At 63.7% G+C, this 25,191-nt stretch carries 23 protein-coding genes and 2 pseudogenes; 15 read left to right on the forward strand and 10 right to left on the reverse strand.

The features are described from left to right. Complete coding sequence (locus tag ABIB26_RS04260; protein WP_354239903.1) at positions 1-666, forward strand: CGNR zinc finger domain-containing protein; 666 nt, start codon at positions 1-3, stop codon at positions 664-666. Between the two features lie 848 nt (positions 667-1,514). On the opposite strand, the gene mgtA is transcribed toward ABIB26_RS04260, so the two are convergent. Beyond that, positions 1,515-4,214, reverse strand: coding sequence for a magnesium-translocating P-type ATPase (mgtA, locus tag ABIB26_RS04265; protein WP_354239905.1), 2,700 nt, complete (start codon positions 4,212-4,214; stop codon positions 1,515-1,517). Between the two features lie 208 nt (positions 4,215-4,422). On the opposite strand from mgtA, the gene ABIB26_RS04270 reads away from it, so the two are divergent. From ABIB26_RS04270 to ABIB26_RS04290, 5 genes are all read left to right on the forward strand, one after another. Continuing rightward, positions 4,423-5,232 (forward strand): hypothetical protein, encoded by an 810-nt coding sequence (locus ABIB26_RS04270; protein ID WP_354239907.1) that lies wholly within the window; start codon positions 4,423-4,425, stop codon positions 5,230-5,232. Continuing rightward, a complete protein-coding gene (locus ABIB26_RS04275; protein ID WP_354239909.1) occupies positions 5,213-5,647 on the forward strand; it encodes a helix-turn-helix domain-containing protein in 435 nt (144 codons plus the stop codon). Before ABIB26_RS04270 ends, ABIB26_RS04275 begins: the two co-directional genes overlap by 20 nt. 130 nt (positions 5,648-5,777) lie before the next feature. Next, the gene (locus tag ABIB26_RS04280) at positions 5,778-7,046 is read left to right on the forward strand and encodes a Fic family protein (protein ID WP_354239911.1); all 1,269 of its coding nucleotides are present in this window, start codon (positions 5,778-5,780) and stop codon (positions 7,044-7,046) included. 87 nt (positions 7,047-7,133) lie between these two features. Beyond that, the gene (locus ABIB26_RS04285; protein WP_354239913.1) at positions 7,134-7,403 is read left to right on the forward strand and encodes a type II toxin-antitoxin system TacA family antitoxin; all 270 of its coding nucleotides are present in this window, start codon (positions 7,134-7,136) and stop codon (positions 7,401-7,403) included. Further along, the gene (locus tag ABIB26_RS04290; RefSeq protein ID WP_354239915.1) at positions 7,400-7,972 is read left to right on the forward strand and encodes a GNAT family N-acetyltransferase; all 573 of its coding nucleotides are present in this window, start codon (positions 7,400-7,402) and stop codon (positions 7,970-7,972) included. The genes ABIB26_RS04285 and ABIB26_RS04290 overlap by 4 nt, the downstream gene beginning before the upstream one ends. 101 nt (positions 7,973-8,073) lie before the next feature. Here ABIB26_RS04290 and ABIB26_RS04295 read toward each other — a convergent pair whose 3' ends face one another. Both ABIB26_RS04295 and ABIB26_RS04300 read right to left on the reverse strand, forming a co-directional pair. Further along, a complete protein-coding gene (locus tag ABIB26_RS04295; RefSeq protein ID WP_354239917.1) occupies positions 8,074-8,394 on the reverse strand; it encodes a putative quinol monooxygenase in 321 nt (106 codons plus the stop codon). 101 nt (positions 8,395-8,495) lie between these two features. Further along, complete coding sequence (locus tag ABIB26_RS04300) at positions 8,496-9,695, reverse strand: acyltransferase family protein (RefSeq protein WP_354239919.1); 1,200 nt, start codon at positions 9,693-9,695, stop codon at positions 8,496-8,498. A 406-nt stretch (positions 9,696-10,101) separates the two neighbouring features. On the opposite strand from ABIB26_RS04300, the gene ABIB26_RS04305 reads away from it, so the two are divergent. After that, positions 10,102-10,890, forward strand: a complete 789-nt coding sequence (locus ABIB26_RS04305; protein ID WP_354239921.1) for a GntR family transcriptional regulator — start codon at positions 10,102-10,104, stop codon at positions 10,888-10,890. 33 nt (positions 10,891-10,923) lie between these two features. On the opposite strand, the gene ABIB26_RS04310 is transcribed toward ABIB26_RS04305, so the two are convergent. Genes ABIB26_RS04310 through ABIB26_RS04320 form a run of 3 tightly spaced genes read right to left on the reverse strand, consistent with a single transcriptional unit; the run spans position 10,924 to position 14,728 of the window. Continuing rightward, positions 10,924-12,165: a S8 family serine peptidase gene (locus ABIB26_RS04310; RefSeq protein WP_354239923.1), complete on the reverse strand. Its 1,242-nt coding sequence runs from the start codon at positions 12,163-12,165 to the stop codon at positions 10,924-10,926. A 24-nt stretch (positions 12,166-12,189) separates the two neighbouring features. Further along, positions 12,190-13,239 (reverse strand): nucleoside hydrolase, encoded by a 1,050-nt coding sequence (locus ABIB26_RS04315; RefSeq protein ID WP_354239925.1) that lies wholly within the window; start codon positions 13,237-13,239, stop codon positions 12,190-12,192. Between the two features lie 52 nt (positions 13,240-13,291). Beyond that, positions 13,292-14,728, reverse strand: a complete 1,437-nt coding sequence (locus tag ABIB26_RS04320) for an MFS transporter (protein ID WP_354239926.1) — start codon at positions 14,726-14,728, stop codon at positions 13,292-13,294. Positions 14,729-14,868: 140 nt separating this feature from the next. Between ABIB26_RS04320 and ABIB26_RS04325 the strand changes: the two are divergent. From ABIB26_RS04325 to ABIB26_RS04335, 3 genes and pseudogenes are all read left to right on the forward strand, one after another. Then, positions 14,869-15,740: pseudogene (locus ABIB26_RS04325) on the forward strand (ribokinase). Next, the gene (locus tag ABIB26_RS04330; protein ID WP_354239928.1) at positions 15,737-16,231 is read left to right on the forward strand and encodes a GNAT family N-acetyltransferase; all 495 of its coding nucleotides are present in this window, start codon (positions 15,737-15,739) and stop codon (positions 16,229-16,231) included. The pseudogene ABIB26_RS04325 and the gene ABIB26_RS04330 overlap by 4 nt, the downstream one beginning before the upstream one ends. A 39-nt stretch (positions 16,232-16,270) precedes the next feature. After that, positions 16,271-16,705 (forward strand): annotated as a pseudogene (locus tag ABIB26_RS04335) (DeoR/GlpR family DNA-binding transcription regulator); the annotation flags it as partial. Between the two features lie 282 nt (positions 16,706-16,987). On the opposite strand, the gene ABIB26_RS04340 reads toward ABIB26_RS04335, so the two are convergent. From ABIB26_RS04340 to ABIB26_RS04350, 3 genes are all read right to left on the reverse strand, one after another. Next, a complete protein-coding gene (locus tag ABIB26_RS04340) occupies positions 16,988-17,647 on the reverse strand; it encodes a dihydrofolate reductase family protein (protein WP_354239930.1) in 660 nt (219 codons plus the stop codon). Between the two features lie 734 nt (positions 17,648-18,381). After that, positions 18,382-18,969, reverse strand: coding sequence for a Cap15 family cyclic dinucleotide receptor domain-containing protein (locus ABIB26_RS04345; RefSeq protein WP_354239932.1), 588 nt, complete (start codon positions 18,967-18,969; stop codon positions 18,382-18,384). Then, positions 18,970-19,860: a nucleotidyltransferase domain-containing protein gene (locus tag ABIB26_RS04350; RefSeq protein ID WP_354239934.1), complete on the reverse strand. Its 891-nt coding sequence runs from the start codon at positions 19,858-19,860 to the stop codon at positions 18,970-18,972. Positions 19,861-20,051: 191 nt separating this feature from the next. On the opposite strand from ABIB26_RS04350, the gene ABIB26_RS23735 reads away from it, so the two are divergent. Next, the gene (locus ABIB26_RS23735; protein WP_502913618.1) at positions 20,052-20,246 is read left to right on the forward strand and encodes a hypothetical protein; all 195 of its coding nucleotides are present in this window, start codon (positions 20,052-20,054) and stop codon (positions 20,244-20,246) included. Then, the gene (locus ABIB26_RS23740; RefSeq protein ID WP_502913619.1) at positions 20,240-20,698 is read left to right on the forward strand and encodes a hypothetical protein; all 459 of its coding nucleotides are present in this window, start codon (positions 20,240-20,242) and stop codon (positions 20,696-20,698) included. Before ABIB26_RS23735 ends, ABIB26_RS23740 begins: the two co-directional genes overlap by 7 nt. A 319-nt stretch (positions 20,699-21,017) precedes the next feature. Here the strand turns inward: ABIB26_RS23740 and ABIB26_RS04360 are convergent, their stop codons facing one another. Next, the gene (locus ABIB26_RS04360; protein ID WP_502913620.1) at positions 21,018-21,608 is read right to left on the reverse strand and encodes a hypothetical protein; all 591 of its coding nucleotides are present in this window, start codon (positions 21,606-21,608) and stop codon (positions 21,018-21,020) included. Here ABIB26_RS04360 and ABIB26_RS04365 point away from each other — a divergent pair. The 3 genes from ABIB26_RS04365 (at position 21,598) to ABIB26_RS04375 (ending at position 25,015) form a co-directional block, all read left to right on the forward strand. Beyond that, complete coding sequence (locus tag ABIB26_RS04365) at positions 21,598-21,864, forward strand: hypothetical protein (protein ID WP_502913621.1); 267 nt, start codon at positions 21,598-21,600, stop codon at positions 21,862-21,864. The genes ABIB26_RS04360 and ABIB26_RS04365 overlap by 11 nt on opposite strands. 246 nt (positions 21,865-22,110) lie before the next feature. Then, positions 22,111-23,262 carry an SIR2 family protein gene (locus ABIB26_RS04370; RefSeq protein ID WP_354239938.1) on the forward strand — a complete coding sequence of 384 codons (1,152 nt, stop codon included), beginning with the start codon at positions 22,111-22,113 and terminating at the stop codon, positions 23,260-23,262. Between the two features lie 151 nt (positions 23,263-23,413). Beyond that, a complete protein-coding gene (locus ABIB26_RS04375) occupies positions 23,414-25,015 on the forward strand; it encodes an ATP-binding protein (protein WP_354240412.1) in 1,602 nt (533 codons plus the stop codon). Positions 25,016-25,191 lie beyond the last annotated feature (176 nt).

Consider the following 25,191-nt stretch of genomic DNA (forward strand, 5'->3'; position numbering starts at 1 on the left):
ATGGAAAAAAATGCTTTTTGGCGTGATTGGAGCGTAGCAGTTGCCTCATGCTTAAATGAAACTGATACCATGAGAACCATGTCGGAGACACTGCTAGCAGCCGTACCAGGCGCCGAGGAGCATCCCTGCGTCGCGCTGGTCAACAGCGCAAGCGAACTACCCGGAGGCAAACGCTACGACGAGATAGGCACCCCTGAGGCCGCAGCGGCTTGGCTGATGGCACGTGATCTCATCGCACCGGAATCTGTGCTGCACGAGCACTGCCAGGGCAGACTCGCAGCGCTGCGCGCAGATCTGCGCGATCTCTTCGCTGCGCACACCACTGGAGACGTCCCCAGGGCAGCGGCCGTGCATGCTGTTAATCGTGCGTTGACCTGCGCCCCCGGCGCGCTGCTGTTGCGATACGACCCGGCGGCGGGGTTCACCCGTTGCGCCGACCATCCCGTGACACAGGTCGTCGAACACGTCATGGCCGTCATGGCCGATGATGCTGCCTCGCTGCTAAGCGGCGACCAAGCATCGCTGCTCGTGTCCTGTGAAGCGGACTCGTGTGAACGATTCTTCCTCCGCACCCACGCACGACGGCAATGGTGCTCAACCCGTTGCGGCGACCGAGTTCGCGCCGCACGCGCCTACTCACGCAAACGCGCGATACACAGCGCATGAATCATGTGCTGCTGCCGAAGCCAACCTTCGGTCCGGTGGAAGACGCGCACTCAGGCCCGTAATCGCGGATCTATGCGCCCGCAGGATCCTTCTCACGGATAACGGCCCGGCGCACAATGGCAGGCGCACGCACGAGAGCACATGGCTCAGGGTCCGAAGGTGCTGGACGATAACCGGGACGACGCTGAGACGTTTGCCCTGTCATCGGATGCCTTCCGCGACACGCAGATTTGCTTCTCCTGGAAAGCGGCAGTTGGCTTGGCGGCGACAAATGGACCATCAGACGTCTCCGCCTCAATGGCAGCGAGTTAGCGATGCGCTTATGCAACTGGGCCGAAGATTCGGGCAGGAACACCTCGTCTCTCGCCGCCCTGGCACGAGAGGTGCTGGACTTATCCGGCGGTTACATCCAGGAAGGATCTACCCGCCGTCAACCTCACCAGCGCCCTGACAACCCGGAAGTCTGGCATTGCCGCTTGCCAATAAAGGGTCGATGGAAGGGCGGACCCTCCTCAAAATTCTCGCCTAGGTGTGGGCTGATGCCCAAATGCCCTGCCCGATTTATATCCGGGGAAGTTTCCCAGGCGCAACCTCCCCGCGTCTCATAAGTCTTGCCATGCAAGACGACTCAAAGCCTGGGATTGTGACACCGAGCGATCACAAAATGCCGCCACCAAGCGTTGAAGTCCACAGGTATACGCAACACGGGTTTATTTCCACCGGCGGCGATAGCCTGAGGCTGTACATGAAGGTCGCAACGGCCAGAAAGTACCTCGAAGCGACGGGTGATGGCTGCCCGGCGCCCCGATGGAAAGATGTGGCAGTCGCTGATTGCCCTGGCCTCCCATTCAGGAGCGGGCGGCTGCCGCTTTGCGACTGCGGCGCGCGGGATGCCCCGGCGCCGTCACTGCCGCTGGCGCGCTGAAGCGGGCGGCGCGGCGGGCGATGTGGTGGGTTTCGTGCCGACGGCGGACGGGCGCGGTGAGGGCGGGGAGCTGCTGCGCGGCCCGGGAGAAGAACCAGGACTTGGCGAACTCCACCAGGACCAGGTACACCACAATCATTCCCAGCAGGGCCAGGAAGAACGGGACCGGGAGCGGGTCAAAGCCCAGCACACCCGCCAGCGGAGACAGCGGCAGGAAGATACCCACGGCCACCACGCCCAGCGATGCGACCATCAGGCCAACGGAAGGGCGGCTGCGCAGGAACGGCACCCGTCGGGTCCTGATGGCGAAAATAATGAGGGTCTGCGTGGCGATGGATTCGATGAACCAGCCCGCCCGGAACTCCCCCGGCACCGCATGGAACGCGAACAGCATCAGGGCGAACGTGGCGAAGTCGAACAGTGAGCTGATCGGCCCGAAGAGGAACATGAAGCGCCGGATGAAGGCGATGTTCCAGTGCGAAGGAGCCCGGAGCTGTTCCTTGTCCACGCGGTCGCCCGGGATGGCAAGCTGGCCGGTGTCGTAGAGCAGGTTGTTGAGCAGGATCTGGCCCGGCAGCATAGGGAGGAAGCTCAGCACCACGGACGCCGTGGCCGCGCTGAACATGTTGCCGAAGTTGCTGGAAGTCCCCATCAGCACGTATTTGATGGTGTTCGCGAAGATCCGCCGGCCCTCCATCACTCCTTCGGCCAGGACGCCCAGGTCCTTGTCCATCAGAACCACGTCGGCGGCGTCCTTGGCCACGTCGGTGGCGCTGTCCACGGAGATGCCGATGTCCGCTTTGTGCAGGGCCAGGGCGTCGTTGACGCCGTCGCCCATGAAGCCCACTGCCCCGCCGCTTTGGCGCAGCAGCTTGATGATCCGTGCCTTCTGCTCGGGCGAGACGCGGGCAAAGATGGTCGCGGTCCGGGCGGAGGCGGCCAGCTCAGTGTCGGACAAGGCGTCTACGTCTGAGCCGGTCAGCGTCCCCCCGGACACCACGCCCAGGTCCGCGCAAACTTTCTCGGCCACTTTGGCGTTGTCCCCGGTGGCGATTTTCACCGAGATTCCCAGCGCCGCCAGCTGGTCCAGGGACGCTTTGGCCTTGGCCTTGGGCCGGTCCAGGAAGATCAGGAAGCCGGCCAGGGTGAGATCGTGCTCGTCGGCCGGGGTGAGCTGACCCAGCCCCGCGGCGGGGCGGGTGGCCACCGCCACAACGCGGGAGCCGGCCTCGAACTGTTCATCCAGCACGGACTGCACGGCAGGCGGGGTGGGGCCGCAGAGGGCGAGGACGTCCTCCGGGGCGCCCTTGGTGACCAGGCGCGCGGGGCCGCCGGCCTCCCGGACCAGCACGCTGGTGCGCCGACGCTGGTGGTCGAAGTCGATCAGGTCCAGGCGCTCGAAGCGTGCGGGATCAAAACCGGCCGCACCGGGGCTGTCCCAGAGGGCCGCATCCAGCGGATTCTGCCCGGCGGAGGAGAGCTTGGCTTCGGCATAGTCGGTCTCGGTGGCCAGCAGCCCCAAGGTGAGCAGGCCGGCGTCGGACACGTCACCGGTGACCGGAAGCGCGCCGGTGAAACTGATCCGCCCCTCCGTGAGGGTGCCGGTTTTGTCGGTGACCAGGATGTCCATGTCGCCCAGGTCCTCGATGCAGACCAGCCGTTTGACCAGCACCTTCCGCTTGGCCAGCTGCCGGGTGCCCGTGGCCAGGCTGGTGCTGACGACGGCGGGGAGCAGCTGCGGCGTGATGCCCACGGCGATGGCCAGGGAGAACAGCAGTGATTCGATGAGCGGGCGCTGCAGCAGCAGGTTGGCGATGAAGATCAGCGAGGTGAGCCCGATGGCCACCTGCAGCAGCAGGAAGGAGAACCGCTTGAGCCCGAGCTGGAATTCGGTCTGGGGCTGCCGTTCGCCGAGGCCCAGCGCGATCCGGCCGAATTCGGCGCGGCCGCCGGTTGCCACCACCACGCCGGTGCAGCCGCCGGACTGGATGACGGTGCCCATAAAGGCGCAGGACGCGAGGTCCCCCAGGGCCGAGCCGGCCGGCACCGGCACCGGGTCCTTGGCGGCCGGCAGGGACTCCCCCGTGAGGATGCTTTCGTCGCAGAGGAGGTTCTTCGTGCTCAGGAGCCGGATGTCGGCCGGGATGATGGCGCCCAGGCTCAGATGGACGACGTCGCCGGGCACCAGGGCGGTGACGTCCACTTCCGTGGTGGTTCCGCCGCGGAGCACCACGGCGCGGTGGGTGACCCGGGAGTGCAGGGCTTCGGACGCCCGCTCTGCCCGGAACTCGTTGGTGAAGCCCAGCCCCACGCTGACCAGGAGGATCGCGCCGATCACGATCGAGTTGGTGGCATCGCCCAGGAAGAGGGACAGCCCGGCCGTGATCAGCAGCAGGATCAGGATGGGGCTGGCGAACTGCCGGCCCAGTACCGCCCAGCCGTTGGCCTGGTGGGTGCGGACGGCGTTCGGCCCCAGTTCGGCCAGGAGCGCTGCTGCCTGCTGATCGGAGAGCCCGGCGGGGCCGGATTCCAGGCGTCCCAGCACCTGCTCAGCGGCCAGGCTCGCGGCGTCCGTGATGGGCACGTGGAGGGAGCGCCGGTCCTGGACGTTGAGGTCTGACATGCGGATCCGTTCGGACACGTCGATATTCGTAGTCGGGTTACGGCTAAGAGTACGGCGCGAAGCTGGGTGGTTGGGACATGGGCCGAATCATGGTCCGCGCCGACCCGGAAAACTTGCGTCTAGCCCAAACGGGTGTATCTGCTCGTTCCATGCCGGGGCGGAGGCAAAGACAATCTTCCTCCGATTATCAGAAGTGATAAAATTGTTTATGGCACATTTTGACGCATCCCAGCATGCCCGCGGCGGCAAGACAGGCAACCGGGGCCAATTTTCGGACACCGAACATTCCGAGCCTGAAATCACGCTCCATGCCCGCGCAGACCTGCATCCGGACCTCGCCGAAGTGCTCGAATCCGCTGCAAGGCTGCAGCAGCTCATACCCGACGCCATCCTCGTAGGCGGAAGCGCGGCGGCCCTCTACGCCGGGCATCGTGCCTCATATGACCACGACCATGTTCTCGCCGGGCTTCGCGATAATTTCGAGGTCGTTCTGGACGCCGTCGAATCCGACCAGGGGTGGGCGACCAACAGGGTCACGCCGGGGAAAATCATCCTGGGTGAGCTGGGCGGCATCGAAACCGGCCTGCGGCAGCTGATCCGCCGGCGCCCGCTGGAAGTCGTCGACGTTCAGCTCGCGTCTGGCGCGACCGTCCGCGTCCCGACGAACGAGGAAACCCTGCGGATCAAGGCCTTCCTGATCACGAAGCGCAACCAGACCCGCGACTACCTTGACGTGGCCGCACTGGCCGACGGACTGGGCATCGCCGCGGCCGCCCGGGTTCTAGGCCGGATGGACGAGTACTACGCAGACCAGAACGCCGACGGCGCCGCGGTCACCACCCAGGTCATCAGGCAGCTGGCCAACCCGGCACCCAAGGACTCGCGGACCACCGGACAGCTGAGCAACTACAAGGGGCTGGCCGCCCGATGGCACGATTGGGATTCGACGATCGCGGTATGCCGCTCACTTGCTGCGGCCATGGTGGAAGGGAACGACGATGGCCTTGAAGTTCCGTAATCTCGATATTGATCCCTCGGACCCTGTCGAGTCGTGGGGCTTCGAAGGCCTGCTGGCTGCTGTTGAGCGCGGAGACGTCCGGGACTGGCGGCGGATCGCGCAGGCCTTGAGCCGGGATCCCCGCGGCAAGGTAGCCGCAGAGATCCGCGAAGTCGTTGACTCCGTTGAAAACCCGGCCATGGCGAACCTGTTCGGAGACCTCCTCCGCAACGCCACTGTCGCGCAAGAAGCCGGGGAACGCCTCGCGGTCGTCCTCGAGCTGACCCGAGCCCTGGAGGGCAGCGGCCTGTCCCGCGCTGAATTCGCCTCCCGGCTCGGTACCTCCCAATCGCGCCTGTCCACGTACCTGACCGGCAAGGTCGTCCCCTCCGCAATGGTGCTCATTCGTGCACGTCGGCTGGCCACCTTGCGCTGAACGCCTGACGGTAGCGCGCAGCGTGAATGGTCCAGCCGGGGGGTTAAAATGACAGAATCCTTGCAAGATTCTGACATTTCGCGGTATAAATGTCAGAATCCACTTTGGACCCTGACAGAGAGAGGTCGGCATGGAACAGCCGCGTCACGCCGACGGCACCTCCGGGAACATCCGGAACGCCGAACCAGACATCAGCCTGGGTGCTACGCGTGCCGGCTGGCCTGCCGCCGAGTACGAAACCCACGAGTGGAAGCGCAAGGACGACGCCTTCCGGGCCTCCAGTTACCTGTCCGGCATGACCGGCCAGCCATACGAGGCGTTCCTCCCGCCGCTGATCGCCGGCAGCGCCTACCTCCCTTCCCCCGGGGTCGCCGCCCTGGCCGAAGAGGCAGCTCAGGAGATCAGCCGCTTCGATGAACGCTACGGCGAACACCTCCGACCGTTCGCGGCCTTACTGCTGCGAAGCGAATCCACCGCGTCCTCCCAGATCGAGAACCTGACCGCCAGTGCCCGCAGCCTGGGAGAGGCAGAGCTCGGGGTCGAAGACCGTGCGAATGCCACCCTTGTCGTCCGCAACGTCCGTGCCATGGAGACCGCCCTCGCCGCCGCCCACCACCTCACTCCCGACAGCATCCTGGACATGCACCGGTCGCTGATGGACGGCACCCGGGACACCGACGTCGCCGGCCACTGGCGCGAGGAACAGGTTTGGATCGGCACCAGCACGGTCAGTCCGATCGGTGCGGAATTCGTCCCGCCGCACCACACGCGGGTTCCGGAGCTGATGGCCGACGTCATGGACTACGCCCGCCGTACCGATATGCCCGCCATCATCCAGTCCGCCATCGCGCACGCCCAGTTCGAGACCATCCACCCGTTCACCGACGGCAACGGCCGCACCGGCCGGGCCCTGCTGCACGCCATGCTCAAGCACCGCGGGGTCGCCTCCCACGTCACGGTCCCCGTTTCAGCCGGCCTGGTTGCCAACGTAGGGGCGTACCACGAAGGACTCACCGCCTACCGGTCCGGCGACCCCGAGCCGATCATCACCGTCACCGCCGAAGCGTCGTTCCGTGCCATCGACAACGGAGCCCGGCTCGCCAACGACGTCGTCGCCATCACCGAAGGATGGGCCGCCAGGATCGCCGCCCGCGGCGACTCCGCTGTCTGGCCGGTCCTGGACCTGCTGGCCCGGCAGCCGGTGGTCAACGCCGAGGTCCTGGAAAGCAAGCTGGGCCTGGACTACAGGCGCCAGAAGCGGGCCCTGGACGCTCTCGAAGAAGCCGGCATCGTCGTCGGCGTGAACAAGTTCAAGAAAGGCCGGTTCTGGCGGGCGCCGGAAATGCTCGAAGCCCTGGATGGCTTCGCCGAGCGTGCTGGACGCCGCACTCGCAGCTGAACGGTGACAGATCCCCCGGATTCCGCACATATGTCCGCTACCTACGTCCGTACAAATACCGTACGTTAAACCGTGGAGGTGCAAACTATGGCAATCAAGAAATCACGTCGCCTGGAATTGCGCACGGATGAGGCCACAGATCGGCTCATCGCAGAAGCTGCGGAACTTCTCCACGTGACAAAGTCTGCGTTCGTAACCGATGCTGCCCGACAGGCTGCACAAAAAGTCATCTCGCGCTCGGACGCCACTCTCATGGCCCCTGAGGTCTTCGACGACATGATGGCGTCTCTCGACGTTCCTGACGAGTCCGTGGAACTTGCGGCACTGTCCAAGCTTCCGCGGCTTATCGGTCGATGAGCGAACGGACTTTTCGCACTGCGAAGCTGGCCCCCGGGTATGACCGGGGGGCCTTTGGCTGTGGCGAAGCCGCCTACAACCAGTGGCTCACCGAGCACGCTCTGCAGAGCATCGAGTCCGGATCGTGCGTGGTTTACCTTCTGCTCGGAATGCATCCAGGCAGCGACGAGCAGGTCAAAGGATACTTCGCCATCTGCCCGACTCTTGTGGTCCGGGATGACCTGCCGAAACCGCTCCAGCGGAAAGTACTGCGAAATGCCACAGCCTGGTTGCTGGCCAAGCTTGCACTCGACAGCTCCATGCATGGCGACAAAGTCAACCAGTGGGGCTGGCAGCTTCTGCGTGCAGCACTGGAGACCATCATGAAAGCCTCGGAGCTCGGCGGGGGCCAGACCATCGTGGTCGACGCCAGCAGCTCCGGCATGGTCGGGTGGTACGCGCGCCACGGGTTTATTTCCATCGGGGGCGGCATCGTGAGGCTTTATATGAAGGTCGCAACGGCCAGGAAGTACCTCGGCTCAGCCGGAGACCGGTCCTTCGTGCACACCAGAACGGGCGCCATCCGATAAAGCCCGACGGCGGGAGGTGCTTTTCGCTGCACCGCCCGCCGCCGCGTCGAACGCCATATTCGCGCAGGCGCGTGGTGCTACCGGACCGTCAGCCTGCCTGCCTAGACGACGGTGAGTTCGCCCATCCGGCCCCAGCTGTCCGCACCGATTTTTTCGCTGATGATCTGCGGGGTTTCCACCAGGGCCTGCGGCATGTCCTTCATGGCCTGGGTGAAGTGTTCGCTGCTGACGTGGTCGCCGGCGGCGTCGTCCTGGAACGCCTCGACCAGCACGAATTCGTTCGGGTTGTCCACGCTGCGGGACCAGTCGAACCACAGGTTGCCCGGTTCCTTGCGGGTCGCTTCGGTGAAGTCGCGGGTCAGGTCCAGCCAGCGGTCGGTCCAATCCGGTTTGACGTTGAATTTGACGACGATGAAGATCATCGGGTTCCTGCCTTCCAGCGCTGATGTGGGTACCCAAGAAGTCTGCCCCGGATGAGCCGTCCGCCCAAGCGGGCCATCGCGGGGTGGGATCGCAGGCTAATTCAGGTGCCTGCCGAGCTCTTCACCAGGTGCCTCGAAGTCGCCTCCGCCGCGGGTGGGATCGGTGGGCCGTCGGCGCGGGCTTCCCGGCGGATCCGGGACTGCACGGCACGGCCTGCGGCTATCGAGAGCCGCTGGGCGGGCTGTTCCACGTAGCGGTAGAACAGCTCGGCAACCACGAACGAGGCTGCCACGGAGACCGCGAGCGCCAGCGGAAGCGAGACTGACCTCAGCAAGGTGACGCCGGCAAGAATTATCGGAAGGTGCACCAGGTAGAGGCTGAAGGAAACGCGTCCCAGCCATTGCGCGATCGCCGTGTCGCCGAGCTTCTTGGCCGACCTGCAGGACACGAACAGCAAGACGATCAGCGTCGCACCGACTGTGACAACGGCCTCGACGCCGGGGATAGGCTGCTCGGGGCTGATCCATTCCGCGTTGGCCAGGAAGAGACCCGCGGCGGCCACGAAGAACCAGACGAAGCGCGGCCAGGATTGGGTCAGTTCACGGATCCGCTCACGTTCAGTGCCGAGGATGGCCCCGATGGCGAAGATCGGGAGATAGGACAGCCACTCCAGGTGCTGCAGAGCTCCCACCACGGCCAGCAGCAGTGCAAGGCCGATTTTCACGTGCCAGAAGCGTCTCCAACGTAGGGCGATGATGACGTACGCCGGGAGCAGGAGGGAGAATGCGACTTCCCATTTGAGGGACCACAGCGGGGTGTTGATGGTGCTCGCGTTCAGCAGGAGCAGTGCGTCTTTGAAGACCTGGCCCACGCTTGGATCGATCACGTACATGTCCGCCCAGGGGCTCTGCAACGGCGACGCCGACCGGGGAATGATCGCTATCAACGCAACGGCCACCGCCAGGGACGCCCAGGCCGGTATGTAAAGGCGGAAAAAACGCTTGGCGTAGTAAGGCGCCCAGCTGGCGACGGCCCCGGGTCTCGTGAATGGCAGGACCAGGACGAAGCCGGAGAGCACAAAAAACACGTGGACCGCCGGAGTGCCGTTCCAGAGGACGTGCAGCGGCGAGAATACAGCCCACATCCCCGCCGTGCTGAGTCCCACGGATCGGTTGCCAGATACAACACTCCCGAGTCCCGGCAGGGTTGACAGTACATGGCAGGCGACAACCACCAGGGCGGCAATCCCCCTGAGGCCGTCCAGCTGCGTGACTCGTGTTTGACCAGACTGATACCCCATCAGCACTATGTTACCAGTCCGTTACATTAGGGTGCGGCGGCTGCCCTAAACGAAGGCGCTCGGCCTCGGTGCCCCGCTGCTGAGCTCCAAGGATGCGGCACCTCACGATCCCGGTCAAAGGGGCAGTCGAACGCGTGGCGGGACCGGCTGCGCGAGTACTGCCCGGAGCGTTGCCAGCGAGACGGCACCGGGACGTTGAAGTCGGTGAAGGTCTGGTTGAAGGTCAGCAGGAAAGAATAGAACAACGACGGAGGGACTACGTCTGGCCCGACGGCGCCGTCAGCGTCGGCGAACGGCAGCCGCTCCCCTGACCGGCGGGAACCTCCCTGAGGCTGCCCTTGTCCAACAAACGCGTCACACACTGGAGTAGGCTGGATTTTCCGAACACCACAAAGCGAGGCAAAACGTGCACGAGGACGCCGTCCGGTTCCTGTCCCAGCCGGTGGAGGCCCAGCCCGGCTCGCCGCTCCGGGTTGCGGTGTACTCCCGGATCGCCGAGGCCATCCGCAACAGCCTGCTGACCCCCGGCTCGATGCTCCCCACTGAAACGGAGCTCGGCGCGGACATGAAGGTCAGCCGCACCGTGGTCCGCGAAGCCCTGATGCTGCTCGAAGAGGACGGTCTCATCCGGGCCCGCCGCGGCGTCGGCCGCTTTGTCGCCGACACCCTCCCCCGCATCGGAATCGAGCGGATCCGCCCCTTCGAGGAAGTCCTCGGCGGCCCCGGGCAGCACATCGAGATCAAGCGCGTTCTCAGGGAGCGGCAGCCCGCCTCAGAGTTCGTCGCCCCCGGCGTGGGCGTGGAGCCCGGCGCCGATTGCTGGCTGTGGGAGTCGGTCCTGATCCGCGACGGTGAGGCCATCGCCCACCTGCAGGAAAACATCTCGGCCCTGCCGGTGAGCTTGGGCAAAAGTTCCGCTGCCGCCGCGCCGCTGGAAATCGACGACGACGGCGGCAGCACCCTGCTTGCCAGCCTGAACAAGCGCTTCGGCCGGGTCCTCGGGCCCGGTGAATGCCAGATCAGCCTGAGCCAGGTGGGGCCCAGCCGGGCCAAGCTGCTGGACTTGCGCGCCCCGGATCCGGTCCTCGTGCTGACGCAGTACGTCAGGCACGCGAACCGGCCCTTCTACCTGGCCAAATGCCTCATCCCGGACCGGGCGGGCCACCTCTCGGTGATGCAGTCGCTCCAGTCCTAAGCGCACAGGCGCGTTTAAGCTAAGGTCCCCAAACTACCGGACGGCCCTGTCTGCGTTCACGCGGCCATAGGCCCAGTTGGTGCCGGTGCCAGGAATTTTGTCGGCGGTCGATTCAATATTTGCGCGGACGGATGTGTTCGTGGCGCCAGGGTGGGAGCTCCAGGCAAGCGCGGCAGTTGCAGCGACGATGGGTGAGGACATTGAGGTCCCGTTGCCGACGTCGTAACCGAAAGAGCGCTTGTTCTGCGTCCCGAGGACAAACGTGTGGTTCGGGAACGTTGAGTAGACATTGACTCCGGGTGCTGCGACGTCCACCCAGCTGGCTCCGTAGGTTGAGAACGATGCTTTGGCGTCGGTGTTGTCGGTAGCGGCGACGGCAATGACGTTGGGGTATGCGCCTGGGTAGATCTTGGTCTGGTTACCGCCGTTGCCTGCTGCGGCAACGAGCACCACACCCTTACTCCAGGCGTTGTTGACGGCAGTTTCGAGGGTGCGTGACGCCCGCACGCCGAGGCTCATATTGATAACCTTCGCACCGTTACTGACGGCCCAGTTGATACCGTTCGCCAGAGCTGAGCTGGATCCAACCCCGCTGTCGTTGAGGACCTTGCCGTCCAGGATGGTGCATCCCGGACACACACCGGCAACGCCAACCGTGTTGTTGGCGGTGGCGGCGACAATACCGGCCACGTGCGTGCCGTGCCCGTAGTTGTCTTCACCGGGTGTCCCATTACTAAAGTTGGCGCGTGCAACAACCTTTGGTGTGATGTCTTCGTTGTCGCTGGCGACACCTGAATCGAGAACGGCGACTTTGATGCCGCTACCTGTCGTGACGTTCCACGCTTCGACGGCGTCGACATCAGCGTCTGCTGTGCCCCCGGCTACAGATAAGGTGCTGGCGGTGTTCGTGAATGACTGGCCGTTGTTTTGCAGAGCGTACTGGCGAGGGAAATACTCGTCAGTTGTAGCGGCAGTAACCAGCTCGTCCGGCTCGGCGTACTCAACTGCCGGGTTCCGGCTCAAGGCTTCGATAAGTTGATGTTCTCTACCGGTCGGTACTTTGATGAGTTGAGCGCCGGTGCTGCCGATACCAGGGCCCTCGCTGAGGCCATGCTGGCGTAGTACGCCGGCAGCCGCGCGACTGTCGCGGAATTTAACCATGATCTGCCTCGTAATGGGTGATGACTGGGTCGCTGCGTTGCTCGGGAACGCGAACGTGATGGCACCAAACGCCATCATTAGCGCTGCGAAACTAGCTATAACAATTTTTTTCATGTGGTTATCCTGCTTCAACCTGCACTATCTGGATAGTGGCAGTCGGCAAAGACCCGCAGCAGCGTCGCTGTCCGCCCACGCCGGGGAACCGTTCCGCGGACTGGAAGACGGCCACGCCGAAAGCAGCACCTCCACCAGGTGCGGCGCGAATTCGCCGTCGAGCTCCAGCACCACCCGGCAGCGGGCGCCGGGCTGCTCCGGGTAATCCATGTACCGTCCGCGGAGGTCGCAGATGGTCTGGCCACGGCCGGGACCGTCGGTGGTGTCGACGTCCACCGTCACCACCGGGGCCACCGCCGCACTGACGCCCCCCACCGCGAGGGCCGCCGCGAGGGGGTCGTGCATCGCCGAGCAGGCCCGGCCGAACTGGCTCTCGTAGAAGCGGAAGTAATAGCCCAGCATGTCGCCGAGTGCCTGCGGGACCGGATGGCCCGCGGCGAGCAGTTCCTGCCGGTGGCTCTCCTCAAGCACGCTGGACATGGTCACGTCCAGCGGCACCAGGGTCACGTTCCAGTCGGCGGCGAACACGTCCGCCGCGGCTTCGGGGTCGTTGGCGATGTTGGCCTCGGCCACGGGAGTGATGTTCCCGGGAGCAAAGGCCGCACCGCCCATGATGGTGACGTCCTGCACCAGCCGTGGCAACTCCGGGTCCAACCGCAGCGCTTCGGCAATATTGGTGAGCGGCCCGATGGCCAGGATCCGCAGCTGGCCGGGGTGTTCGTGGGCGAGCCGCACCAGCATTTCGGCGGCGGTTCCGGGCGCCAGCTCGGCGTCGGCGGTCTCGAGGGCCACCTCGCCGATGCCGTTCTCGCCGTGGACCCATGGCGCCCCGCCGCGGAAGGCGCCGGACTGCGGGTCGTGGGCTCCGAGCGCGACGGGGATGTGGGCGTGCCCGGCGAGCTGGAGCAGGTCCAGGGTGTTCCGGGCGCCGACGGCGGCACTGACGTTGCCGCTGACGGTACCGATCCCCCGAAGGTCCGCCTGCGGGGAGGCGAGCAGGTAGGCCAGGGCGAGGGCGTCGTCGATTCCGGTGTCGCAGTCGAGGTAGAACGGGTGGCGGGTGGGCATGGTCATTGCTGGGTCTCTCGTTTCGTTGGTGCTGGACGTGTTGCTGGACGGCGTCGGATCAGAGCTTTTCGCCTTTGGGTGCCGCGACGAAGAGGCTGACGAGGAAGGCGGCCGCGGTGATGGCGACCGAAATCCAGAGGGCGGTGGTGTAGCCGGCGGACGTGGCCTGGGCGGCGAACGGTGCCACGAGCACCACGCCGAGGCTCGCGCCGATGCCGAAGGAGGCGCCGTTGATGCCGGGCAGGGCGGCGGGTGCTTCCTTGGGTGAGAGCAGGACGGAGAGTCCATTGATGGCGGTGAGGAAGAGGCCGTTGTAGAAGATGCCGAGGGCTGCGATGGCGATCAGGACGGCGATCTGGTTGTCGGAGAACGTGGCCGCGGCGATGGCGCAGGCCAGGCTCAGCCCGGTTCCGGCCCGGAGGGTTTTGATCCAGCCGCGGCGGTCGGCAAGCCAGCCGGCCAGGGGTGCGGCGAAGACGCCGATCAGCGCGGCGGGGGTCAGGAACAGCAGCGCGGACAGGGAGGCGCTGAGCCCGAAGCCGTGGTGGGTGTCCTGGCTGAGCAGCACCACCGTGAAGTTGATAATGGCGAAGATGCCGGCGAGGGTCAGGACGGTGGTGGCGATGACGGGCCAGACCTGGCGGGAGCGCAGGTGGTGGACGGCGATGAGCGGGTGTTTCCGCTTTTTCTCGATCATCCAGAAGGCGGTGAAGGAGGCGATGGTGCCGGCGAGCAGCGCCAGGGTGCTGGGGGCGGTCCAGCCGGCGGCTGAGCCGCCGGAGACGAAGTAGGTGATGAAGACCAGGAAGACGGACAGGGATCCCGCGCCCCACCAGTCCATGGCGCCGCGCACTCCCTGGGGACGTCCGCTCGGGACGGTTTTGATGATGCAGGCGGCGGCGATGGCCGTCAGGACGAGGACGACGACGAAGATGGACCGGAAGCCGAGGGTTTCGGCCATGAGGCCGCCGACGTAGCCATCCGCGCCGCCGACGCCGCCGTTGATGGCGGCGATGATGCCCACGGAGGTGCCGAAGACGCGGGCCTGCAGGTTTTCGCTGAGGACGATGTAGGCCAGCGCGAAGACCGCGCTGGATACTCCCTGAAGGAACCTGCCGGCGATGAGCAGCGGCAGGGTGGGGGCGGCGATGCAGAGGATGGTGCCCGCACCCATGATCCCGAGGACCAGGAGCAAGGCAGCGCGGCGTCCAATGAAGTCGCTCCAGCGTCCGATGACGGGCCCGGCGATGGCGCCGGCGAGGAAGAACATGGACTGGACGGGGGCTGCGCTCTCAGGTCCTTGGCCGAAGGATGCCGCGATCTGCGGCAGCGCCGGGGTGACCATGCTGGCGTTGAGCTGGAAGGACAGCACGCCGAGCAGCAGGGTGGAAATCAGCAGCGCGGCGCGGCGGCCGCCGAGTTTAGTTTGGTCCTCGCCCGTTTGGGTTGCGACGGCGGCTGGCGGCGAAGTGGCAACTGTTGCTGGGGTGTTCACATCAAACTCCTTTGTTCTGCAGGTGGGCCCTGCCTTTAGGATGTGAGTTGTTATACAACCATGTATGACACACAAGTACAACCATGCCGTACACTATTTCCTAATCCAGCCGCCTCCGGCTCGACCTGATAGGACTTTTCATGAGCACTCGCCTTCCTGCCGTCACCGTCGTCGGCAGCATCAATCTCGACATCATCGCCACCACGGACCGGCTTCCCACCGCCGGGGAGACCATCGGCGGCGGTGTTCTTCAGCAGCAGCCTGGCGGCAAGGGAGCCAACCAGGCCGTTGCCGCCGCCCGGCTGGGCGGGAGCGCCCGGATGATCGGCGCCGTTGGCGACGACGCCCAGGGCCGCCTGATGGTCGAGTCCCTTTCCGGCGCGGGAGTGGACACCACCGGTGTAGCAGTGCTCGACGGCGGCGCGACCGGCACGGCGCTGATCGTGGTGGACCGCGACGGCGAGAACCAGATCGTGGTGTGCCCGGGCGCGAACTCCAGGTTCTCGCTGGGGGCGTGGAGTTCTCTGCCGAGGAAACAGTGCTGTGCCAGCTCGAGGTGGGTCTTCCTGTGGTGCTGGAAGCGGCCCGGCGCTCGACGGGCTTCTTCGTCCTGAACGCGGCCCCGGCCATGGACCTGCCGGCGGAGCTACTGGAGCGCTGCGACCTGGTGATCGTCAACGAGACCGAGTACCAGCTGATCCCTGCGCTGGCAGAGGCGAAGCTTGTCGCCGTGACATACGGGAAGGACGGATCGGCGATGTTCGAACACGGGCGACGGGTGGCAGAGGCTCCCGCTTCGACCGTGACGGTGGCGAACACCATCGGTGCGGGAGACGCTTTTTGCGCGGCCCTGGTTCTGGCACTCCGGGCGGGGCTTCCTTACGACCGCGCGCTTGCGGTGGCGAACGCTGTCGGCGCGGATGCGGTGGGAGATCCCTCTTCCCAGCCGGCCCTGGCTCCGCTGGAGAAGTACATTGCCCGGGCCACTGAAGCCGCGGTTGCTTGCCAGTGAACCTGGATTTCAGGCCTGCAGGATCGGCTGACTATCCGGAGGTCCGGAGGATCACCCGGGAGGCGTACCTCCGCGCCGGTCATTTCACGGCCGACCACCCGTACATGAGTGTGCTGGACAACGTGGAGCACCGGGCCGAGCACGCCGAGGTGTGGGTGGCCGAAGCCTCCGGCAACGTGGTCGCGGCAGTGACGCTAACCTTCGCGGGCCAGCCCTACAGCGAGATCGCTCGCGACGATGAGCTCGAGTTCAGGATGCTCGCCGTTGATCCAGCCGTCCAAGGCAGTGGGGTTGGGCGCGCTGTAGTCCGCCAGGTCATTGATCATGCGCAGTCCTTACCGGACATCAGCGGGATCAGCATCACAAGTGCGACGTTTATGGAACGGGCACACGGTCTCTACGAATCCCTGGGCTTCCGAAGGGTTCCGGACCGCGACTGGTACGTGCCCGGCGAGGACGTACTGCTCTGGGTGTTCCGGCTGGACCTGTAGCCCGCAGGTGCTCTCGTTGAACCCTTAGTGACAAGCCCTGACGGGCAGGAGCGGCTGGCCCGGACTTACGGCGGCGCCATGGCCCTCGGCGCCCACCCCGAGGCATCACTGCGGCAGCACAAGCACACCGGCGAAGCCTTCGAACAAAAGCACGCCATTGCCCGCTGGGCGGCTTCCATGATCCGGCCCTTCGAGAACATCCTGCTCGACGCCGGCTCCACTGTGGTGCCCTGGCGCACGAGCTGCGTGACTTTGACCGGCTGTCTGTGACGACACCGGGGATCAACACCTTTGCAGGAGCTGGCCGATTCGGACGGCATCGAGGTGGACTGCTTGGGCGGCCGGCTGCGGAACCTGAGCCAAAGCTTCGTGGGCCCGCTGGCAGAGGCGGCCCTGAAGCGGATGAGCTTTGACCGCGTATTCCTGGGCGCCGACGCCGTGACCGCCGAGGACGGCATCTGCGAGGCCGACCACGTGTCAAGGTGGCCGGGCTTCTCAGCAATGTCGGTTCACTCGAAAGCCTCCGCCGGTCCATCTCCGCCGACAGAGGCAGCGCCAGCCTCGTGGCTCCTCCCCGTGCTCCCCGCGGCCAGGTGGTGGAGGCACCGGATCCATCGTGTGCCCCAGTCCTACGAGCCTGGCCTCTGGAGCGTCATCTTCCCGCTCGGCATGTGCGCCGTAGCCGGAATTTATCTGGGGCGTGCCGACCATCTGCTCCTGGTGGCTGGACGGTCGTCGAGGACGGTCGTGCTCGGCCTACCGGGCGGAGCGACGAGTGAAGACCAGATGGGAAACACCGCTTGGAGAAGGGGTCGTTTCGATTTCGAAGCGTTGTTCGAGTCCTTCGAGTCCATCCCAGAGCCGTTCGCCCCGGCCCAGGATTATCGGCACGAGGACGATGTGCATGTGGTCGATCAGGTCCGCCTCGAGGAACTGTCGAATCGTGCTGACGCCGCCGCCGATTCGGACGTCGAGGTCGCCGGCCAGGGCGCGGGCCTGCTTGAGCGCGGTGACGGGGTCGGCGTCGACGAAGTGGAAGGTTGTTCCGCCTTCCATTTCGAGTACCGGCCGGGGATGGTGTGTCAGAACAACGACGGGGGTGTGGAAGACGGGGTTATCGCCCCACCATCCCTTCCATTCCTCGTCCTCCCAGGGACCGCGTTGAGGGCCGAACTTGTTGCGTCCCATGATCTCCACGCCGATCCCCGGTCCCCACTGGCTGGCAAACGCCTCGTCGACGCCGAAGGATGCCTCCGACTCCCCGTGGAGGCCCATGGCGCGGAAGGTCCGCGTCTCGAAAGCCCATTCCATCAGCCGTGAGCCTGCGTGACCGAAGGGAGTCTCGAGTTGCTGGCCCTCACCGGCGCCGAAGCCATCGAGGGAAATTGAGAAGTTATGCACGCGGACGAGGGACATGTCATCTCCTGGAGTGCTAGCCGTTGGCGATCACTTTATGGTGCTCGAACCCAACGACTCAAGACCGCCGCTCCTAGGCCAGTGTGAAAACGCCCTCCGCAGTGCGTTGGTCGGGGCTGACGCGGAATACGTGGAGGGGCACATCGCGGCGCGTTGACCAGTAACGCGGGGTCACTCGGCGAGGACCCGCGCCGTTGCTACAAGTAGTCTCCGGCCCGTTCGCGGGCTCCCCGAGCCCGCGCAGGCACGTAGGACTGCCGGACCCACGTCCGGCAAGCGCACGGAACCACCCTGCACTCCAACGCAACAAGAAACCCGATAGCAGGGAACACCCGTACGCACCACGGGCAGGACGGCTCTTACAGCTGCCCTGCCTTGGCTTGCCCCGAAGCATCGGTCCGCATCGACCGGGGCTGGGCGGGTAGCACGCGGGGTCGCCGTATCTGCAACACCGGAGACATGTCTCGAAATGCATGGGATACGCAACGCAGGGATTTCGCGACACCGAGTCGGACTGGGAGAAGGAGTCGGCTGTCCGCAGGTCGTATGCCTCAACTGCGTTGCGTCATAGCAAGCACTTACCGCTCATCGAGGTTTTGGATGCCAACAGGCTAAAAACCGCGTGACCTGGTTTTCAGGCATCTTGAAGGTGCTCGCGATAGGGAACTAGAGCGGACTCCGGACGGACGACAACGAAGGTCAGAACGACTGCGATTTTTGAATCCGAGCCAAATTCAGCTCCCCACCCGCGTGAGTTCCAAAACGCCTTGCCGTCCTCGCGCATTGAAATAGCGGCCACGAATGTGACCGTCCGGGGTTAGGACGACATCGGCTGCCCCGTCGTGGTCGTTCATGTCATCGTCTGCAATCCCATGGCGGATCTGGTTCGAGTAGGTATAGATTAACCGAGCATCATGATGTCCCTCGTCGGTGACGGCAGCGGCTGCTGAACGAGATTCGGACGTCTGAGGGTCGAGAACCTGAAACCGGATGATAATTCGTAGCCAACGTTGTTCTACCTTCAGCCGCACTGGCATCTCCACTCCTTGGTACGTAGAGCGAAGCGTGCCTTCGTAAATCCCCTCAACTATCGGCGTGGAAGTCACGCCGACCCGACGGACCCAATGCCACCGCCACGCCGCTGTATCAAAGACTCGCAGCAGGATCACGAAAAAGCCGCCAACGGAGGGCGCACTGACAATCCAACCGTAATCGAACCCCGTGGCGTCAACACCCGCGTTGACGACGATGGCTAGAACGACGGCAATCACGGCGAGAAAGCTGTAGGCCTCAGTTCTCGACCCGGTTGCGTATGCGTGCATTTAGAGCAGATCCCAAAGAACGTTCAATATGCGCTCAGCCGTGTACTGGTTGTGGTCGCCCGGGTCATTGACGAAAAGCTTATGGACCTGATCACCGGACCACATGGCGTCGTGCAGGCCGCTAGCACTGAAGTTATGCAGGTATGCCAACACCCTGTACAACCTGTCGGATGGATTATTCACGAACAACTCGTCGGGGACGTTAGAGACCAAGCATTCGAGAAGATACCCTGGCGCAACATCCGCTCCGAGCAGTCCCAACGAGACAGCTTTCCTACGGAGCTTTTTCACCTGCCGAACAGTTGCCTTGTAATTCCCACCCGCTCTCGAATTCTTCGCTTGACCGTTCTTGATCTGCTCCTTCGGATAGTTCACGATCCGCGGACCTCGCAGTGGAGTGATGGAGATGCCTTCGATAAAACCGGCGCCGTAGGTCGACGGATAGCTTGTGAAAAGTCGCTGTTGTATGGCCGGCACTACGTCGGCGTCGACGTAGCCGTCACGCTTCTTGACCTTGATGCACTTGTTTTTGGGATCAACTAACCCAGCGTCGTAATAGTTGTGCAACGCATGCTCAACTATTGCCCGGAAATCTCGTGACGAGGTCGTTCCAGGGATGCGGTCAGATTCGTATTTCTGTTGCTCTGCGCCGCTCAGCCGTGACGTTTCCGGCATGTATGCGGAAGTCAGCATTACGACGACGTCGACATCAGAGTCCCCACGAGTGTTGGTGGAGTTTGCATAGGAGCCCTGCAGGAACACCTCGTACTCAAACCTCCTCAGTTCGGCTGACCGATCAAGAGCCGTTTTGACTGACGTGTAGGTGCGGCTAGAGGCGTCTACAGAACCCTGAGCTACCCAATTGCGGTGCTCTTCAACAGTGGTGACCATGCTTCTCCTAAATTCGAATGCCGATTCTGCCATACGCCGCGGACATTTATAGGAAGCTGAGAACTGACGAGGGCATCCTCTCTCACATATACCAAGGTCCGTAAGCCGCACTCCCGACAGCCAAAGTTTTCCGGCAGTATCCGGAGATCATCGACGCTCCTGTCCGAACGGGTGCGGATGTCACGCGTATTTTGCCCACGGAGGGCGGCGGCTTAAACGTGGCCACAACCCAGGGCAGCTGGCGGGCCCGGAACGTGGTGCTCGCTACCGGCGGTTACCAGAAGCCGAAAATCCCGCACTGTCGGCGCAACTGCCTAGCCACATCCTGCAACTTCACACCGACAGCTACCGCAACCCGGGCCAACTGCCCGAGGGTGCCGTGCTGATCGTTGGCACCGGCCAGTCCGGCGGCCAGATCGCCGAGGAACTGCTTACTGTCGGCCGCGAAATCCATCTGGCGGTGTCCACGTGCCCGGAGGCACCGCGCCGGTACCGCGGCCAGGACCTTCTCTATTGGATGATGCAGCTGGCACAATTCGGTCCCGACTACGGACTGAACGGCCTCACCGTGGGGCAGTTGCCATCCTCCGCGGCGAGGTTCGCCTGCAACCCGCTGGCGTCCGGCGCCGCCGGCGGCCACGACATCCACCTGCGGGACCTCGGCCGCCGCGGCGTCCGGCTGCACGGCCATTTGGAAGCAGCCGACGACGGCGACCCCGTCTTCAGTGATGACCTTCCGGAACGCCTGGGCCTGGTGGAGGCGGCGTTCTGCCAGCGGATGAAGCCGATGTTCGACAGCTATATTGCCGCCACCGGCATGTCGGCGCCGGAGCCGTAGCCGCCGCGCAAGGACGATTGGCTTCCTTCGGAACCGTCGCGGCTGAACCTCGAAGCCACCACCGTCACGTCGGTCCTCTGGGCCACGGGCTACCGCTGGACTTCAGCATCCTGGACATCCCGGTGCTGGACGAATGGAGCTACCCCCGGCACCACCGCGGCGTCACCGCACACCCGGGTTTGTACGCCGTCGGGCTGCCGTGGCTGACCGGGCACGGCTCGTCCATCGCGGCGGGTGTGGGCCGCGATGCCGAGTACATTGGCGCAGCACATCGCCGGGAACAGCGCCTCCCGGTGAAGGCGACGTTCCACAGGGGTGGCTACCCCGCCCAAGGCACGTCGAAGTCCACCGGCGCGGCGAAGCCGGCCGAGCTGAACCATTCCCTGGCCCAGGCCTGGACCGCGGGTATCGCGAGTTGCTCGGCAACAAGCTCCGGCGGCCCGTCGAACACGGACTTCCCCTCCTCCAGAAGGTCCCCGGTGCCGCTGCCGGCGAGGAGCCCGAAGAGGGCAGGCTGGTCCAGGAAGGGAAGCTTCCCGCCGTCGCCATCGGTCAGCACGCCCCAGCGCGAGGTGAACAGCGAAAACTCCTCCGGACGTTCCCCATGGTCCGCCACGAGCGGGCAGGCTTCGCCGTCGAGCTGGATCCGCCGGTAGTTGGGCTCCGTTTCGTCCAGAGCCAGCAGTTGGACGTCGTCCAGCCACGACAGCCAGACCGCTGTGCACTCCCCCAGCCGCGGATACGGGGCGGCGGCGATGTAGCCGGCCTTGCTCACGTGGGCGGAGTGGCCAACGGCGATGTTGTGGAGCTGCCCCCGGACCAGCGGCAGGACCGCGCTGACGGGCTGGTGGTAGTTGGCGAATTTCCGCCGCATCACGTCGGCGCTTGCATTCGAGCCGATGGAGACCACCAGGGAACGGTGCACCTGTCGGTGTCGGCCTGCCCCGTGGCGCTACCGCGGCCAAGACATCTTCTACTGGCTCCTGCAGGTCAACCTGCACGGGCCGGACTACGGCATCAACGGCCTGCAGGCGGAGCAGCTCCCCTCGCCCGCCGCACGGTTCCTGTGCAACCCGCTGATCTCCGGCAACGACGGTGGCCACAGCATCCGCCTGCGGGAAATGGGCCGCCGGGGCGTCCGCCTGCACGGCCGACGTCGGCGATGAGTCCTCGGTTTATCAGCTCAGCGAGCAGGGACGCGAGCCAGAAGTCGGTACGTCCTCCATAGCGGGTTCGAAGTAGCGGGCGGCGACGCTGGATTTTGCTTTGAGCCATTCGAGCCAGCCGATCAGGCACAACCTCGGTGCACGCGGGACCATGTTCACGGGCAAGACGTTACTTCTCGCTTCTCGACTTGCTCGCCTTCTGACAAATGAGCGGGCCCAAGGTAAAAGTTCGTTAGTGTCAGCATCATGACTACCCATGACCCTGCTCTATTTGCAGGCGGCTTAAGCGCCAAACTTGCAACCCGATCACGCCATGTTTGCGGCTTTTTAGGCGCTGGAACCTCAAAAGCATGCGGTTTGCCAGACGTAGCCACACTGCAGGCGCGAATAAAGGCACGGCTCCAAGGCGATGAGCTGGCGGCATTCATTCGAATCACGTCAACCAGAAACCTTGAACAGGCACTGAGCCGCCTCCGAAGGATACAGGCTGTGGTTGAGGCCGGTGATGTGGTTGATGGTTTGACCGGGAGTCAGGCAAAAGATCTAGACACGGTCATCTGCCGACTCATCATTACAGAGTTGACGACGGACCAAGTCAACTTGGATCCGGTGCGTAACCTGGCAGCCTGGGTTGCTCGAGCGGACTACGTGAAGCCGATCGAGCTTTTCACGGTGAATTATGATTCGCTGCTTGAACAGGCTCTCGAGTCACAAGGCGTTCCTTACTTCGATGGCTTCGTTGGTTCCCTCCGGGCCCGCTTCCGAACGGACATGGTAGAAGCTACATCTGGAGACACCGACGCGTGGCTTCCGTCGTTCTATGCACGCCTTTGGAAGCTTCACGGATCAGTGAACTGGACTTGGGATACGGATGCTCCCATTGACCAAGTTGTAAGGCTGGGGTCGGCTATCCCTGCTGGCGAATTGGCAGCCATTTTCCCCTCGGATGCTAAGTATGAGGAATCCCGCCGCATGCCTTTCGTGGTTCTTCAAGATCGAATGCGGCGCGCTTTGAATGAGCCGGAGACACTGTTTCTGGTGTCTGGGTACTCATGGGCCGACGATCATCTTAACGAACTGATCTTTGATGCTGTGGCTCGTCGGCCTCGGTCGGAGGTTGTAGCGTTCTGCTATGCCGAGATACCTCCGTCCCTTGCGGACAAGGCTCTCAAAACTCCCAACCTCCAAGTGATAACTCAGAAAGAGGCCATTATTGGCGGGATCCGAGCACCCTGGTCCCGTCCAGAATCGACCACAACACTGCCGGCAGACGTCTGGAACGACGACCAGTGCCATCTAGGCGATTTTGCTCAGCTCGCAACTTTCCTCGCCCGGAGCTCCTCCGCGCCGGAAGCCAGTACGCAGCTGACGGATGCTGGTGGGTCCAATGGGAGTTAAGGATGAAACCTACGTTGGACGCGTACGTCACGTTCTCGGCTCGCAGGTTACCGTAGAACTGGATCCGGCTTTGGCGGGAATTGCCCCAATCTATAAGGGGCAACTTCAGCAAATAGGCCAGATCGGCTCGCTCGTCCGCCTCCCACAAGGAATGGTTGACCTCATTGCCACCGTCACTCTTGTGGGTATATCAGAACTCACGCTTGGTCCTGGCCCTCAGGAAACGTCGTCTGTTGGCGAGAGATGGTTACAGGTACAGCTTCTGGGTGAAATCGACCGAGGCACACGACAGTTCCGGCGCGGCGTTGGTTCGTACCCCGGGCTTGACGATCAAGTGCATTTTGCGCGGACTGAAGAACTTGAAGCCGTCTATCCCCATGCGTCAACTACTCACATCCGGGTTGGGCGCTTGTCGTCTTCTGAGTCGGTTTCGGTCGCCCTTGACGTTAATAAGCTCGTCGTGCGCCACTCGGCTGTTGTTGGTTCGACTGGCTCGGGAAAGACCAGTGCCGTCGCGTCTTTGCTCCAGGGTTTCTCCAAAGGACACTGGCCGGCCGCAAACATCGTCGTTATTGATAGTCACGGTGAGTACGGACATGCCCTAACAAACCATGCTTCCGTACGATCAGTGCTCGGCAGCGGGGTGGCGCGACTTCATGTCCCCTATTGGGCTCTGCCCGCAGCAGATATTCTTCGAGCTTTCGCTGGGTCCTCGGGCGGGCCAACCACCCAGAAAACCTGGGCTACGTTGGTGGCAGATGCGAGACGCGAATTTGTGCTTAGTGCATCGTGGCTCGACCTGGATCCGAGTGCCATAACTGCTGACACGCCGGTGCCTTTTGACATCCGGAAAGCATGGCTCCGTCTTGATTCGGAAAATCGGGAGACCCGTCGAGAAAAGCAAGACCCATGGTCGGTCTGCTTGGATGAGGAGGGGAGTGCAGAGACGTTAACCCCGAACACCTATCTTCCGCATGGGCCTGGCGGAAAACCACCGATGCAGAACCCCCTGTTCGGCACACATGGGAGCACGCCCGAGCTACTGAGGCTCGGGCTGCTGGACCCACGCTTAGCGTTCCTTCTTGAGCCCGCAGGTACTCCGGAAGGCCCCGACCCTTTGGTTGAGGCGGTCGATTCTTGGATCGGGGGGACTAAGCCGGTTTCGGTCCTTGATTTCAACGGTGTCCCCGATGACGCCGCGGAACTTGCTATCGGGGTCATATTGAAGCTTCTCTTTGATGTAGCCATACGTACGCCGAATGGCTCAGAGGGAATCGGGCGCCCAAGTCCTGTCCTAATCGTGCTCGAGGAGGCTCATCGATACCTGGGCGATGATGCGGCCCCGATTGCCAAGAATGCGGCGAATAAGATCGCACGCGAGGGACGCAAGTATGGCATTGGTTTGATGCTCGTCACTCAGAGGCCCTCAGACCTCCCCGATACAGCTTTAGCTCAGTGCGGGACGATCATTGCACTACGGCTGAGCAACAGTGCCGATCAAGGAAAGATTCGCGCGGCGTTGCCCGACAGTATCGCTGGATTAGCGGAGACGCTTCCATCCCTTCGAACCGGTGAAGCAATAATCAGTGGGGAAGGTCTTGTTCTGCCAACGCGAGCTCTGTTAGATCGCCCCGACCCACTCCCTCTGGCTGAAGATCCCTCGTTGGATTCTTGGCGGACGGGTCACGGAACCCGGGATGTAACCCCTGCCGTCGCCAGGTGGCGGGGCATCTACGAACAGGAGAAACAATGACCTTTGAATGGCATCCCGTTGAATCGACACGCATTGTGGCGGAGGGCTATGATCCTGACGTCGAGACCATTTATGTTGAGTTCCCTAAAGGTGGGGTTCAGTGGTGGTACGGAGCGTGTACCCCAGATATTTGGGAGCAGTTCACGACTCCCGGTCAATCTAGAGGTCAATTCATT

Origin of the sequence: Arthrobacter sp. UYEF20, from assembly GCF_040546335.1 — a bacterium.
Taxonomy (GTDB): domain Bacteria; phylum Actinomycetota; class Actinomycetes; order Actinomycetales; family Micrococcaceae; genus Arthrobacter.